The following is a 13,342-nucleotide window of genomic DNA, read 5'->3' as shown; positions in this document are numbered from 1 at the left end:
GTCGTGCAAGGTCCCCGACCGGCGGCGTCGTGGGCAGGCTCAGACGACGACGCGGATGACGGCGCTGTGGTCCAGCTCCGCGTCGCCGCGGTCGACCATCCGCTGGTACCGGTCGCGGGCGACCGCCGTCAGCGACGTGTCGACGCCGAGCTGCTGCCCCACCGCGAGGCCGAACTCGAGGTCCTTGAGCTGGGTGCGGCACGCGGCGCCGTCCGCGTAGTCGCCCGAGAGGTAGCGCCGCGACTTGTCCGTGAGCACCTGCGAGCCCGCCAGCCCGGCGCCCAGCACCTCCAGCACGGTGGCGAGGTCCAGGCCACCGGCCTGGGCGATGGCGACCGCCTCGGCCAGGGCGTTGAGCGTGCCGCCCACGACGATCTGGTTGCACGTCTTGGTGAGCGAGCCCGCGCCCACCGGGCCGAGGTGGCGCACCGTCGAGCCCATCGCGTCCAGCACCGGCCGGACCGCGGCGAGGTCGCCGTCCGCGCCGCCCGCCATGATGCTCAGGCTGCCCGCCACCGCGCCCTCGACGCCGCCGCTCACGGGCGCGTCCACCAGGCGGATCCCGTCGGCCGCGAGCTGCTCCGCCCACGCGAGGATCGCGACCGGGCTCACCGTGCTCATCACGACCAGTACCGGGTCCGCCACCCCGGCCGCGCGCCACCCCGCCCGCAGCCCGTCCGGGCGGTCGACGACGTCCCGCACCTGCGGCAGGTCCGGCAGCATCACGACGACCACCGGCCGAGCCGTCTCAGCCGGCGTCGCCGCGACCGTCGCGCGTGGCTCGCCCTCGGCGACCGCCTCCGCCTTGGCGGCGGTCCGGTTCCACAGCGCGACGTCGAACCCCGCCGCCAGCAGGTTCCGCGCCATCGGCGCCCCCATCGGTCCCGTGCCGACGAACCCGATCGACGTGCCCTGCATCTCTGACCTCCGCGCCGTCGTCACGATCGCCGTCCTTGGCACCCGGGACGACGGCGGCCCCGGGCCGACCCAGGCTAGCCGGGAGGCCGTCGGGCGCACCGACGTGTCCGTGCCAAGGACAGGTCCGGACCGCGGCGACCCACCGCGATCCGGACCGTACGTCGAGTTCTCGGCGCTCAGTACGCGCTGGCCTCGACGACCTCGAACGTCGCACCCTTCATCTCGTCGAGGTCGCCCTCCTCGACGAACTGGAACAGGTCGACCTCGTCCGACTGGCCCGCACGGAGCTCCGAGACGTATGCGACGTCGTTGGAGATCCGGTTCCCGGACTCGTCGACCGCCTCGACGGTCACGTCGAAGGACTGGGTCTCGTCCGAGGTGTTGGTCAGCGTGACCGGCAGCGCCGAGGTGACCAGGCCGTACTCGTCCTCGTCGGCCGAGAAGTCGCCGATCTCGACGCTCACCTCGTCGGCGAGGACCTGCTCCGTGGCGTCACCGCTCATCTTGTCCAGGTCTGCCGACACGTCGTCGAACGATTCGGAGACAGAGTCCGCCATCGCACCGTAGACCGCCTGAGAGATCAGCACGCCTGCGCCGGCGACCACCGAGACGATGATCGCGGCGACGGCCAGACCCTTGCGTGCCGCGCCCTTCCGAGTCCGCACGAGGCCGATAATCCCGAACACGAGCCCGACGAGAGCCAGGAAGAACGCGAAGGTGTTGATGATCGGGACGAAGCACAGCACGAGCGCCACGACGGCGACGACGAACCCGGTGATCGCCATGGCGTTACCACGCTGCGGCGCCGGCGGGGCAGGCGTCGGCGGGACGGGGATGCCCTGGCTCGGCGGGAGGGTCTGGGACATGGGAATACTCCTCGGTGCGACGCGGTGAAGGTTCGTGTGCCCGTTGCCGACTTCGGGCACCGGACGATCTGCCGTATTCCACGGTGCGTCGTGGCCGGTGTCCGCCACATCGCCCGATCGGGCAGACCCGATGTGCCCGATCGGGTACACCTGCGCTCGGGGCCTCGTCGACGGGCGCGTGGCGCTGCGCTCGGCCGTACTGTCGACGCATGTTCGCTCGAGCGACGGACGACCCGGGATCTGGGTCGACACCCAAGGTCGGCCGAGCCGCCGCCCTGCGCTGGGCGTCGGTCGCCGGGACCGTGGTCGCGGTCGCGGTGTCGGCGGGGAGCTCCCTCCTGGCGGTGGGCTTCGCCTCGCACGCCGCGGCCCCGCAGAGCGCCCAGCAACCGGCTCTGTACGCCGCGAGCGCCCTGGTCGGACTCGTCCTCGCGGGCCTGCTCGTGCTCCGGCAGCGGTACCCGCTCGCGCTGTGCCTCGGCGCGTCGGCGTGCTCGGTCCTGCTCCCGCTGGACTCGTCGGCCGCGCTCCTCGCCCTGCCCTGGGTGCTCGCCACCAGTGCGGTCCGCTCCTGCCTCGTCGCCGTGGGTGCGACGACGGCGGCCACGACGGCGGCGCTCGTCCGGGACGCGCTGCGCGACCACGAGGCGCGCGTCCTGTTCACGATCGATCGGGAGTCGCACGTCCTTGCGTCCGAGCCCACCGCCGCGGTCTTCGTCGTCGTGGGCCTCGGGCTGCTGGCCCTGTCCGTGGCCGCGGGCCTCGTCCGCCGGGCGCTGGCGACGGCGGCCCAGGCACGCGAGGAACAGCGTGCGCAGGCCGCCGCGACCGCAGTCCTGCGCGACCAGATGGCACGGCAGACGGAGCGCGAGTCGATCGCGCGCGAGGTGCACGACACCATCGCCCACCACGTCGCCGCGATCTCGCTGCAGGCGTCCGCCCTCGAGGTGACGCACGGCGCGGACCCGGGAGCCGTCCGCACCGCCCGCGAGGTGCGCGGGTCCGCCCAGCAGGCGATGACCGAGCTGCGCTCCCTGCTGTCCACGCTGCGGTCCGGTGGCGTCGACGGTCCGGGCGGTCCCGGCGTGAGCCTGGACGACCTGGGGCCGTTGCTCGATCAGCTGCGGGCGGACGGTGCGCACCTCGTCGCCGCGGTCGAGGTGCGTGGAGCCGCGGGTGCGACGACCGCGCTCGCCCGGGCCACCCTCCGGATCGTGCAGGAGGCGGTCACGAACGCGGCCAAGCACGCTCCCGGCGCGCCCGTGGACGTCGCCGTGCAGGGTGGGCCGGACGCTGGCGTGGACATCCGGGTCGTGAACGCCACCCCGACGGGCGGTCCTTCTTCGACCGCCCCTGGTACCGGCAACGGGATGCTCGGGATGCGGGAGCGCGCCGCGGCCCTGGGCGGCACCTTCGACGCCGGGCACCGCGACGGGCGGTTCGAGGTGCGGGTGCACCTGCCGTGGCTGGGGCGCGACGTCGGCGCCGACGACACCGCGGCTGAGACGGTGTCACCGGGCGACTGATCCCCCGGGGCGCTACGCTCCGGACCGTGACCCGGGTCCTGCTCGTGGACGACGACCCGCTGGTCCGCCGGCTCCTCGCGACGGTGCTGGTCGGCCAGGGGATCGACGTCGTGGGCGAGGCCACGGACGGCGACGAGGTGGTGTCCGCCGTCGCGGAGCATGCTCCCGACGTCGTGCTGATGGACCTGCACATGCGCCGGACGGGCGGTCTCGACGCCATCCGCCAGCTGCGCCGCACGCCCTCGCCCCCCGCCGTCATCGCGCTCACCTCGTTCGGCACCGACGAGACGGTCGTCGACGCGCTCGCCGCCGGGGCGCAGGGCTTCCTCAGCAAGGACGACGACCCGGCCCACATCGCCCAGCACGTGCGCGAGGTGGCCGAGGGCGCCGGAGCGCTCGACCCCGTGGCCGCCGCAGCCGTGATCCGCCACATGGCCGGCTCCCGGCAGGTCGACTCGCGGGTCGCCGACGCCCTGCGCCGGCTGGAGAAGCTCACCGCCCGCGAGGTTGAGATCGCTTCCCACCTGCCGCTCGGCCTGTCGAACCGGGCGATCGGCGAGCGGATCTACCTCTCGGAGTCGACCGTCAAGGCACACCTGGGGCGGGCGATGGCGAAGCTCGGGCTCGACTCGCGCGAACAGCTCGCGGTGCTCGTCGACCGGGCCGGCGCGACGGCTCCGAGCACCGCCCCCTGACGGGAACCCGACGGGCTGGTCCGACGGGCCGTCAGCGCAGCCGCCGCAGGAACTCGCGCGTGCGCTCCTCCCGCGGTTCCCGGAGCACCTGCTCGGGCGTTCCGCGCTCGTGCACGCGCCCGGCGTGCAAGAAGACGACCTCGTCGGCGACCTCGCGGGCGAAGCCCATCTCGTGCGTGGCGACGAGCATCGTCGTCGGCCGCCCGGCGACGCCCTCGCTGCGCAGGGAGAGCAGGAGGTCGAGCACCTCCCCCACCAGCTCGGGGTCGAGGGCGGACGTCACCTCGTCGAGCAGGAGCAGCTCGGGCCCGTTCACGAGCGCACGCGCGATGGCGGCGCGCTGCTGCTGCCCGCCCGAGAGCTGGTCGGGGTACGCGCGCGCCTTGTCCGCGAGGCCGACGCGCTCGAGCATCGCCAGCGCGGCCGCCTCGGCCTCGGCCCGCGGCGCCTTGTGCACGACCCGCGGCGCCAGGGCCACGTTGTCGAGCACGCGCAGGTGCGGGAAGAGGTTGTACTGCTGGAAGACCATCGCGAGGCGGGCGCGCACGGCGTCGGCGTCCACCCAGGGGTCGGCGACGTCCTCGCCGTCCAGCAGCACCTGGCCGTCGTCGACCTCCTCCAGCAGGTCGACGACGCGCAGCAGCGTGGACTTGCCGGACCCGGACGACCCGACCACGACGACGCACGACCCCGCGGCGACGTCGAGGTCGACGCCGTCGAGCACGACCTTGCGGTCGGCACCGGTGCCGAAGGACTTGCGGACGCCGCGCAGCGACAGGAGCGGCGCCCCGGGGACGATGTCGCTCATCGCACCACCCCCGCACCGGCGACGCCGCGCAGCTCGCCGCGCCAGCCCTGGCGGGCGGACCACGCGTCGACCAGCCGGGTGAGCGGGATCGAGATCGCCAGGAACAGCAGGCCCGCCACCACGTACGGCGTGAAGTTGTAGTCGCCGGTGGTCGCGATCTGCGCGGCGCGGATCGCGTCGACGGCGCCGAGGATCGAGATGAGGCCGGAGTCCTTCTGCAGCGACACGAGCATGCTGGCCACGGGCGCGGTGACGTTGCGGACCGCCTGCGGCAGCACGACGCGCCGCACCGCCTGCCCGCGGGTCAGGCCCAGCGACCGGGCGGCCGCCACCTGCGACGGGTGCACCGCCTCGATGCCCGCGCGGAAGATCTCCGCGAGGTACGCCGTGTAGCAGACGACGATCGACAGGCCGCCGAGGAAGGCGGCGCTCACCGGCAGCCACGGCAGGCGCAGGGCGGGCAGGCCGAAACCCACCAGCAGCAGCACGAGCAGCAGCGGCACGCCGCGGAACACGTCCACGTACGCGACGGCGAAGATCCGCAGCGGGAACAGCGCCGGCACCCGCGAGGTCCGCACGACGGCCAGCAGCAGCCCGACGACGAGCGCGACCACGCTCGCCACGACCCACACCCGCAGGTTGAGCCACAGCCCCGCCGCGACCTCGGGCAGCACCTCCCAGGCGCGCTCCGGGGAGAAGAACGCCTCGCGCGCCCGCTCCCAGCCGGGCGCCGTCGTCACCACGTACACGACGGCGGCCAGCACGAGGGCCGTGGCGACGCCGGCCACCAGCAGCGCGCGGCGGTGCTGCGCCCGCCGGTACGCCGTGCGGGCGCGTGCCCGCTCCGACGGCTGCCAGCCGCCGGTCGGCGTCGTCGCGGGTCCGGTCACGGGCGTCAGGACAGCTCGGGGACGTCGTCCGACTTGAGCCAGGTGGTGCGCAGCTCGTCGAGCGTGCCGTTCTCCTCGAGCGTGTCGACGGCGGCCGAGACGCACGCCGTGAGCGACGATCCCTTGTCGAGCACGAGCCCGAGCTGCTCCGGCTCGCCCACGGGCGGCAGCGTGCCGATCACGTGCGTGTCGGGGAAGTAGACGGTCGAGGCGGCGACGCCCTGGTCGACGTCCATCACCATGGCGTCGATGGTGCCCGAGCTCAGGGCGGTCATGCCGTCGCCGGCGGCGTTGAACGGTGTCACCTCGACGTCGTCGCCCCACGCGGCGTCGGCGACGGCGAGCGACGTCTGCGAGGCGGTGACGCCGATCTTCGCGCCCTTGAGGTCCGCCAGGCTGGCCGCCTCGGAGAACTCGCCCTCGTCGGCCACGATGACGCCCTGCCGGCTGGTGAGGTACGGGCTGGAGAAGTCCACGGCGTTCTTGCGCTCGTCGGTGATCGTCGTCTGGTAGGCGGCGACGTCGAACGGCTTCACGGCCGGGCTGATGATCTGCTCGAAGGTCACGGACGTCCACTCGACGTCCTCCTTCGCGAACCCGAGCTCGTCCGCGACGGCGTACACGAGCGCGGACTCGAAGCCCTCCCCGGTGCTCGGCTCGCCCACGTACCAGGGCTCGAACGGGTCGCTCGCGCCCACGGTCAGGGTGCCGTCGGTGAGGGTCTGCATGCCCTCGGGCGTGCAGTCGGTGGCGCTGCCGGACGCGGCGGGGGCACCGTCGCCGCCGTCGTCCGACGACGAGCAGCCGGCGAACGCGAGCGTGGCGGCCGACGCGAGAGCGACCGCGAGGACAGGACGGGAGGTGCGCACGGGTGGGAGCCTTTCCGACGAGGGGGACCGACGAAGACGGAGGGGGTCACGCCGCCGATGAGCCTATGCCGACCACGGGTCCGTGCGGCATGGCGGTCGTCACAGGGCAACCTCGTCGCGGTTGTCGATCTTCCCCGGGTTGTCGAACTGCACGGTCCTCGCGCGTCATCCAGGTGCACGAGCAGGTGTACGACCCGCCACGAGGAAGGACGATGAAACCATGACCACGTACGTCGTACTGCTGCCCGGCGTCGAGGACGTCTGGGAACGCGCGAGTGCCGAGGAGCGCGCCGCCGTGTACGCGAGGCACGAGGAGTTCGCCCGGCTGCTGGCCGAGCGCGGGCACCGCGTCACCGGAGGTGCCGAGCTCACGCACTCCCGCACCACCAAGCAGGTGCGCCGCGACGCCGCGGGGCGGGTCGTCGTCACCGACGGGCCGTTCGCCGAGACGGCGGAGCAGCTGTCCGGGTTCTACCTGGTCGAGTCGGACGACCTCGACGACCTGCTCCAGATCAGCGCGACGCTCGCCGGGTCGTCCGGCGACGCCGACGGCGTCGTCGAGGTGCGCGCCGCCGTGGACCACGAGGAGCGCAGCGCATGAAGGTCGTCGTCCTGCTCACGCAACCGGACCACTACGAGATCTGGGGCGCCGCCGACGACGCGCACCGCGAGCGCTTCTACGCCCGGTTGGAGGCGTTCGACTCCGCGGTCGCCGAGCGGGGCGCGGTCGTCGCGGGCGAGGGCCTCGGCCACCCCGCCGCCGCCCGCACGCTCGGGCCGGGCGCGGGCGGCGACCGCGCCGTCACCGACGGCCCCTTCGCCGAGGCGGCCGAGCAGCTCGGCGGCTTCTACGTCGTCGACGTGCCCGACCTGGACACCGCCATCGAGCTCGCGCGGCTGCTCCCGGACGAGCTCACGGTCGAGCTGCGGCCGGCCCTGGCCGGGTAGACCGGCCCCGGAAGGACGCCCGTGGTAGCCCTCGAGGACCTGATGCGCGACGAGTGGGGCCGGCTGCTGGCCCTGCTCGTCGCGCGGTTCCGTCGCCTCGACCTGGCGGAGGACGGGCTCGCGGACGCGTTCGAGGCGGCGGCCCGTACCTGGCCGCGCGACGGCGTGCCGGCGAACGGCCCCGCCTGGCTCCTCACCGCCGCCCGGCGCCGGGTGCTCGACCGGCTCCGGTCCGAACGGGTGCTGGCGCGATCGATGCCGCTGCTGGAGGTGGAGGCCGACCTGGCCAGCCGCGCGCAGCGGGTGATGGCGGACGCGGGCGAGCCCCTGACCGACGAGCGGCTGCGCCTGGTGCTCCTGTGCGCCCACCCGCGGCTGTCGCGCGAGGCGGCCGCGGCGCTCTCGCTGCGCCTGGTGCTGGGCGTGCCCACCCCCGACGTCGCCCGCCTGTTCCTCCAGTCGACGCCGACGATGGCGGCACGCCTGACCCGGGCGCGCAAGAGGCTCGCGGGCGAGCGGTTCGCGCTGCCGTCCGCCCGGGAGCTCACCGACCGCCTCGGCGTCGCGGCCGACGTCGCGTACCTCGCGTTCACCGCGGGCTACGCGCCCACCAGCGGGGACGACGTCGTGCGGGGCGAGCTCGCCGGCGAGGCGGTGCGGCTCGTCCGCGTGCTGCGCGACGTCCTCCCCGCGCCGGGCAGCGCCGCGGGCGGGCGGGGCGCGCAGGACGACGGCGCCGGAGACGACGGCGCCGGAGACGACGGCGTGGCGGCACGCGAGCTCGACGCCCTCCTCGCGCTCGTGCTGCTCCAGCACTCGCGCCGCGACGCCCGGGTGCGCGACGGAGCCCTGGTGCTGCTGCCGGACCAGGACCGCTCCCGGTGGCACCAGGGCGAGATCGCCGAGGCTCTCGACCTGCTCACGCCCCTCGCCACCGCTCCCCCGACGCCGTACCTGCTCCAGGCCCTCGTGGCCGCCGAGCACGCGATCGCCCGCACCCCGGACGCGACCGCCTGGGACCGCATCCTCGCCCGCTACGACGAGCTCCTGACGCTGACCGACACCCCGGTCGTGCGACTCAACCGCGCGGTCGCCGTGGCGGAGGTCTCCGGGCCGCACGCCGGCCTCGACGCCCTCACCGGGGTGGCACTGCCCGGGCACCGGCTGCCCGCCCTGCGGGCGGAGCTCCTGCGCCGCGCGGGCGACCCGGACGGCGCCCGCCGGGCCTACGACGCGGCGCTGGCCCTGTGCGGGCACGGCGCCGAGCGCGACCACCTGCGCCGCCGTCGCGCGCAGCTCGCCTGACCGACCCGGGCGGGGCGGTCACGGGTGCACGTGCGCCTGGTGCCCCGTCTGCGCGGAGATGTCCTGCTCCGCCTGCTCGAGCAACGCGTCCGCGAGCCGTCGCAGGGCCCGCGCCGCGGCGACCTCGTCCCCGATGACCGGGACCTGCAGGTCGCCCGGGTCCTTGCGCGCGTGCCCGACGCCGCGCAACGAGCCGACGTCCGGGCCGGGCGTCAGCATCGCCTCCGCCGTCGTGCTCCCGGCCGACTCCACGAGCGAGACCCGCACGTCCCACGTGAGCGCCCGGGCGGGCGACCGCCGTGGCGGCGGCGGCTCCGTCCCGCCGCCGTCGTGCTGCACCAGGGTGTCGGCGCCGGGGAAGACCAGCGTCTCCTCGCCCGTGTCCGACCAGCGCACCTGATAGGGCGGCGAGCCGTCCTCGTGCGGGCAGCCGACGACGACGCCGTCGCGCACCGCCCCGCCGACCACCCCGGACGCCACCACGATCCGGTCGCCCACCGTCGCTCTCATCGCCGCCTCCTCGCGTCGTCGTCGGGTGCCCGCCGTCCCGGCGGTGGCTCCTTCCATCATGCGCCCGGCACGGGCCCCTGGCACGGCGCGGTCAGTGCGAGCGCAGCGCCTCGACGAGCTCGGCCTTGCGCATCGACGACCGTCCCTCGATGCCGATCTCCGCCGCCCGCTTGCGCAGGTCGGTGACCGTCCAGTCGTCGTAGGAGCCGGACTTCCCGCCCTTGGCACCGACCTTCTTCCGGCCGCGCGCCGCGGCGGCGTTCGCGATCCGCGCCGACTTCTCCTTGCTGTTGCCCTCGTCGCGCAGCTCCTCGTAGAGCTCCTTGTCCTTGACGCTCGGCCCTGCGTCTCGTCGCGGCATCCTGCGGCTCCTCCCGATCACACCCGTCCGTCGGGTCATGGCGCCGCGCGTCGTCTCCACGCGGCGACTCCACCGTGGCCACGACCTCGCTCGGTCGCATCCCGAGGGCGACGAACCGGGGGGCATGGTGCCGGGGGGCGTGGCCCGGACATGACGAAGGCCCCGACCGGATCCCGGTCGGGGCCTTCGTGGATGTCGACGACATCCCGTGGTAGCGGGGGCAGGATTTGAACCTGCGACCTCTGGGTTATGAGCCCAGCGAGCTACCGAGCTGCTCCACCCCGCGTCGACTCCCTGAACATTACGGCGTCACCGGGCACGAATCAAATCGCATCGGGCGAATGGGACCGAGGTCACACCCGCGACCGCCTCCGGCCTGCGACGACGCCCGTCCGACGACGGCGGGGCCGCCGGTCCCGACGGACCGACGACCCCGCGCCTCGCACCACCCGCCGGTCAGCCGGCGGACTCGATCTCCTTCTCCGCCGCGACGGCGTCCTCGATCGCCTGCTGCAGGCGGTCCTGCGCCTCGCCGTACGCGGTGAAGTCGCCGGCCTTCAGCGCCTCGTCGCTGGCGGTCATCGCGTCGTTCGCCTCCTGGAGGGCGGCGTTCAGTCGCGACTGCGCGTCACCCGACGGCGTGGTGCCACCGCTCGGTTCCGTGCTCGGTTCCGTGCTCGGTTCCGTGCTCGGCTCCGCGCTCGGCTCCGTGGACGGCTCCGTGGCCCCGTCCCCGCCGTCGACCGGCGCGGTGGGCACCTCGGACTCGACCTCGCCGTCGGCGTCGCCGGCCGTCGCGCCCGAGTCGCCGCCGAACACCTGGTCCAGGGCCTCGTCGAGGGTCTCCGCGTACCCGGTCTGGTCGCCGAACGCGACGAGCACGCGGCGCAGCAGCGGGTACGCCGTGCCCCCGGCGGACTGGATGTACACCGGCTGCACGTAGAGCAGGCCACCACCGACGGGCAACGTCAGCTGGTTGCCGCGCACGACGTTCGAGGAGCCGCGCTCCAGGATGTTCAGCTGCTCGGAGATCGTCGGGTTCGAGTCGAAGTTGTTCTGCACCTGACCCGGGCCGGGCACCGTCGAGTCACGGGGCAGCTCCAGCATCCGTAGCTTCCCGTAGCCTTCCGCCACCTCGCCCGCGGTCGACCCGGCGTTGCCGTCGGCGGCCAGGTACCCCGTGAGGATCTCGCGGTCGGTGTTACCGCCCGGGATGAACGTGCTGGTCAACGAGAACGCCGAGCTCTGCTGCCCCGGCATCTGCAGCGACATGTAGTACGGGGGCTGCTTCGCGGCGTTCGCGCCGTTCGCGCCGCCGCTGGCCACCGGGTCCGCCGGGTTCGCCCAGAAGTCCTGGCCGGAGAAGAACTGCCCCGCGTCCTCGACGTGGTACTGCGTCAGCAGCGTGCGCTGGACCTTGAACATGTCCTCGGGGTAGCGGATGTGGCTCATCAGGTCGCCGGAGATCTCCGACATCGGCTTGACGGACGTCGGGAACACGTCGGACCAGGCCTTCAGGACGGGGTCCTCGGTGTCCCAGGCGTACAGGTCCACCGAGCCGTCGTAGGCGTCGACGGTCGCCTTCACCGAGTTGCGGATGTAGTTGACCTCCGGCGGCATCTCCACCGGCACGCCCTGGGCGGCGAGCGTCAGAGAGTCCGCCGTCGCCTCCTGCATCGGACGGCTGGTCGAGTACGGGTACGCGTCGGACGTGGTGTACCCGTCGACGATCCACTTGACGCGCCCGTCGACGACGGCCGGGTACATGCCCTGGTCGAGGGTCAGCCACGGGGCGACCTTCTGCACGCGGGTCATCGGGTCGCGGTCGTAGAGGATCTGCGACTCGTCGTTCACCCGCTCGGAGAAGAGCATCTCCTGGGAGCCGAACTTCAGCGCGTACAGGAGCTTGCTGCCGAACGAGCCGACCGACGGGCCCGCGGTCACGTCCTCGGTGGGGAAGGTGGTGTTGACCTGCTGGCCGCCTTCCTCGTCGTCGGCCTGGTAGTCGAGCTCCCACGGCGTCGCGTCCTCCGGCGCGCCCACGATGGAGTACTCCGACGTGGACGGGCTGAAGTAGATGCGGGGCTCGTACCCCTTGTCGGTGAGCGCGCCCTGCGTCGGGATGCCGCCCTCGTAGAAGGCCGGCTGGCCGTCCGGTCCGGGCTGGTTGCCGTACGCGGCGACGACGCCGTACCCGTGGGTGAACACCGTGTGGTCGTTCACCCAGTTGCGCTGGCCGTCGCCCAGGCCGTCGAGGTTGAGCTCGCGCACCGCGATCACGGTGTCGCGGGACTCGCCGTCGATGTCGTACCGGTCCACCGACAGGTTGTCGGCGAAGTTGTAGTACTGCTTGTTCTGCTGCAGCTGGCGGAACGACGGGCTGACGATCTGCGGGTCGAGCAGGCGCACCGACGCGGTGGTGTCCGCGTCCTCGCGCAGCGCGCCCTGCTCCGCCTCCGTGGTGGCGTCGTAGGGCTGGGTCTCGATGTCGTCCAGCCCGTACGCCGCGTGCGTGGCGTCGATGTTGCGCTGGATGTAGTCGGCCTCGAGCTCCTGGGCGTTGGGGTTCACCTGGAAGCGCTGCACGACGGCCGGGTAGATGCCGCCGATCGCGATCGCCGACACGACCATGAGGCCGACACCGATGGCCGGCAGGCGCCACGTGCCGCGGACCGCCGCCACGACGAACAGCAGCGCCACGAGCACCGCGACACCCGTGAGGATCTCCTTCGACGGGATGACGGCGTGCACGTCCGAGTAGGACGCCCCGTTGTAGGTGGCCGCCGTGCTGCCGCCGTTCGTCGCCGTCAGCAGCGAGTACCGGTCGAGCCAGTAGTTCGCACCGATCACCAGCATGAGCGTGGAGCCCAGCACGGCGAGGTGCACGCGGGACGCGCGGGTGGTGCGCGGGGTCCCCGCCGGCACGGGCCCGAGACGCAGCCCGCCGTACAGGTAGTGCGTCACCAGCGCGGCGATGCCGGCGATGATCACGACCGCCATGAGGAAGCTCACCGCGAACCGCAGCGCGGGCAGCGAGAAGACGTAGAACCCGAGGTCGATCCCGAACTGGGGGTCCTTCTCGCCGAACGAGGAGGGGTTGATCGCCAGGAGCACGCTGCGCCACTGCGCGGACGCCGCGACACCGGCGAAGAACCCGACGACGACCGGTCCGGCGATGGTGACGACGCGACGCAGGGGCTCGATGGCCTCCCGGTACTGGTCCAGGGTCGCCTGCTCGGGCGTCGACGGCGCGTAGACGGGGCGCACCCGGTACGCGACGGCGAACGACGAGAAGACGGCGGCCGCCATCACGAGGAAGCCGACGACGAAGAGGATGCCGCGGGTGATCCACTCCGTCCAGATCACGTTGCCGAAGCCGAGCGCGTCGAACCACATGATCTCGGTCCAGAACTGCGCGAGGAGCAGCAGCGCGACGACGACCGCGGCGATCACGACCAGCGTGATCGCCAGAGGGCTGCGGCGACGCTTGGCGGGCGGGCCGCCTGGTCGTCGACGGGGTGGGGCAGCGAAGGACACGGTGCGGGCACCTCACTCGTGCTCGGGACGGACGGACGTTCTGGTGTGGAACGTCCCTGTCATCCCTCAGGTTCCCACGCTTCGCCCGCGGGTGGGCGACCGGCCCTTC

The 13,342-nt window shown here is 73.5% G+C and carries 13 protein-coding genes and 1 tRNA gene; 5 read left to right on the top strand and 9 right to left on the bottom strand.

Translation table 11 applies throughout. From position 1 onward, the window contains the following. Positions 1-39: 39 nt before the first annotated feature. Together ACFQ80_RS12680 and ACFQ80_RS12675 are read right to left on the bottom strand one after the other, a co-directional pair. Complete coding sequence (locus ACFQ80_RS12680) at positions 40-918, bottom strand: NAD(P)-dependent oxidoreductase (protein WP_430563896.1); 879 nt, start codon at positions 916-918, stop codon at positions 40-42. Between the two features lie 176 nt (positions 919-1,094). Beyond that, the gene (locus tag ACFQ80_RS12675; RefSeq protein WP_430563895.1) at positions 1,095-1,784 is read right to left on the bottom strand and encodes an FxLYD domain-containing protein; all 690 of its coding nucleotides are present in this window, start codon (positions 1,782-1,784) and stop codon (positions 1,095-1,097) included. A gap of 209 nt (positions 1,785-1,993) precedes the next feature. Between ACFQ80_RS12675 and ACFQ80_RS12670 the strand changes: the two genes are divergently transcribed. Both ACFQ80_RS12670 and ACFQ80_RS12665 read left to right on the top strand, forming a co-directional pair. After that, entirely contained in the window at positions 1,994-3,310 is a 1,317-nt protein-coding gene (locus ACFQ80_RS12670) for a sensor histidine kinase (RefSeq protein ID WP_430563894.1), read from the top strand. Positions 3,311-3,336: 26 nt separating this feature from the next. Next, positions 3,337-4,005 carry a response regulator gene (locus tag ACFQ80_RS12665; RefSeq protein ID WP_430563893.1) on the top strand — a complete coding sequence of 223 codons (669 nt, stop codon included), beginning with the start codon at positions 3,337-3,339 and terminating at the stop codon, positions 4,003-4,005. Positions 4,006-4,036: 31 nt separating this feature from the next. Here ACFQ80_RS12665 and ACFQ80_RS12660 read toward each other — a convergent pair whose 3' ends face one another. Genes ACFQ80_RS12660 through ACFQ80_RS12650 form a run of 3 tightly spaced genes read right to left on the bottom strand, consistent with a single transcriptional unit; the run spans position 4,037 to position 6,572 of the window. Beyond that, a complete protein-coding gene (locus ACFQ80_RS12660) occupies positions 4,037-4,813 on the bottom strand; it encodes an amino acid ABC transporter ATP-binding protein (protein WP_430563892.1) in 777 nt (258 codons plus the stop codon). After that, positions 4,810-5,703, bottom strand: coding sequence for an amino acid ABC transporter permease (locus ACFQ80_RS12655; RefSeq protein WP_430563891.1), 894 nt, complete (start codon positions 5,701-5,703; stop codon positions 4,810-4,812). Before ACFQ80_RS12655 ends, ACFQ80_RS12660 begins: the two co-directional genes overlap by 4 nt. Positions 5,704-5,708: 5 nt before the next feature. Further along, the gene (locus tag ACFQ80_RS12650) at positions 5,709-6,572 is read right to left on the bottom strand and encodes an ABC transporter substrate-binding protein (protein WP_430563890.1); all 864 of its coding nucleotides are present in this window, start codon (positions 6,570-6,572) and stop codon (positions 5,709-5,711) included. A 220-nt stretch (positions 6,573-6,792) separates the two neighbouring features. Between ACFQ80_RS12650 and ACFQ80_RS12645 the strand changes: the two genes are divergently transcribed. Genes ACFQ80_RS12645 through ACFQ80_RS12635 form a run of 3 tightly spaced genes read left to right on the top strand, consistent with a single transcriptional unit; the run spans position 6,793 to position 8,825 of the window. Next, a complete protein-coding gene (locus ACFQ80_RS12645; RefSeq protein ID WP_430563889.1) occupies positions 6,793-7,173 on the top strand; it encodes a YciI family protein in 381 nt (126 codons plus the stop codon). Then, a complete protein-coding gene (locus tag ACFQ80_RS12640) occupies positions 7,170-7,520 on the top strand; it encodes a YciI family protein (protein WP_430563888.1) in 351 nt (116 codons plus the stop codon). Before ACFQ80_RS12645 ends, ACFQ80_RS12640 begins: the two co-directional genes overlap by 4 nt. A gap of 21 nt (positions 7,521-7,541) precedes the next feature. Further along, complete coding sequence (locus ACFQ80_RS12635; protein WP_430563887.1) at positions 7,542-8,825, top strand: RNA polymerase sigma factor; 1,284 nt, start codon at positions 7,542-7,544, stop codon at positions 8,823-8,825. 18 nt (positions 8,826-8,843) lie between these two features. Here the strand turns inward: ACFQ80_RS12635 and ACFQ80_RS12630 are convergent, their stop codons facing one another. From ACFQ80_RS12630 to ACFQ80_RS12615, 4 genes are all read right to left on the bottom strand, one after another. Then, positions 8,844-9,335: a dsRBD fold-containing protein gene (locus ACFQ80_RS12630; RefSeq protein WP_430563886.1), complete on the bottom strand. Its 492-nt coding sequence runs from the start codon at positions 9,333-9,335 to the stop codon at positions 8,844-8,846. A 91-nt stretch (positions 9,336-9,426) separates the two neighbouring features. Beyond that, positions 9,427-9,696, bottom strand: coding sequence for a Rho termination factor N-terminal domain-containing protein (locus ACFQ80_RS12625; protein ID WP_430549562.1), 270 nt, complete (start codon positions 9,694-9,696; stop codon positions 9,427-9,429). A gap of 209 nt (positions 9,697-9,905) precedes the next feature. Further along, positions 9,906-9,982: transfer RNA gene (locus ACFQ80_RS12620), tRNA-Met, on the bottom strand. Positions 9,983-10,152: 170 nt separating this feature from the next. Then, positions 10,153-13,233: a UPF0182 family protein gene (locus ACFQ80_RS12615; protein WP_430563885.1), complete on the bottom strand. Its 3,081-nt coding sequence runs from the start codon at positions 13,231-13,233 to the stop codon at positions 10,153-10,155. Positions 13,234-13,342: the final 109 nt, after the last annotated feature.

Origin of the sequence: Isoptericola sp. NPDC056578 (genome assembly GCF_042793275.1) — a bacterium.
Lineage (GTDB): Bacteria > Actinomycetota > Actinomycetes > Actinomycetales > Cellulomonadaceae > Isoptericola.
This window is presented reverse-complemented; position numbering and strand designations above follow the sequence as displayed.

Bases quoted from the DNA above. Each gene is read 5' to 3' on its own strand.
- ACFQ80_RS12680 (WP_430563896.1), bottom strand. From the start codon at position 918: ATGCAGGGCACGTCGATCGGGTTCGTCGGCACGGGACCGATGGGGGCG.
- ACFQ80_RS12675 (WP_430563895.1), bottom strand. From the start codon at position 1,784: ATGTCCCAGACCCTCCCGCCGAGCCAGGGCATCCCCGTCCCGCCGACG.
- ACFQ80_RS12670 (WP_430563894.1), top strand. From the start codon at position 1,994: ATGTTCGCTCGAGCGACGGACGACCCGGGATCTGGGTCGACACCCAAG.
- ACFQ80_RS12660 (WP_430563892.1), bottom strand. From the start codon at position 4,813: ATGAGCGACATCGTCCCCGGGGCGCCGCTCCTGTCGCTGCGCGGCGTC.
- ACFQ80_RS12645 (WP_430563889.1), top strand. From the start codon at position 6,793: ATGACCACGTACGTCGTACTGCTGCCCGGCGTCGAGGACGTCTGGGAA.
- ACFQ80_RS12640 (WP_430563888.1), top strand. From the start codon at position 7,170: ATGAAGGTCGTCGTCCTGCTCACGCAACCGGACCACTACGAGATCTGG.
- ACFQ80_RS12630 (WP_430563886.1), bottom strand. From the start codon at position 9,335: ATGAGAGCGACGGTGGGCGACCGGATCGTGGTGGCGTCCGGGGTGGTC.
- ACFQ80_RS12625 (WP_430549562.1), bottom strand. From the start codon at position 9,696: ATGCCGCGACGAGACGCAGGGCCGAGCGTCAAGGACAAGGAGCTCTAC.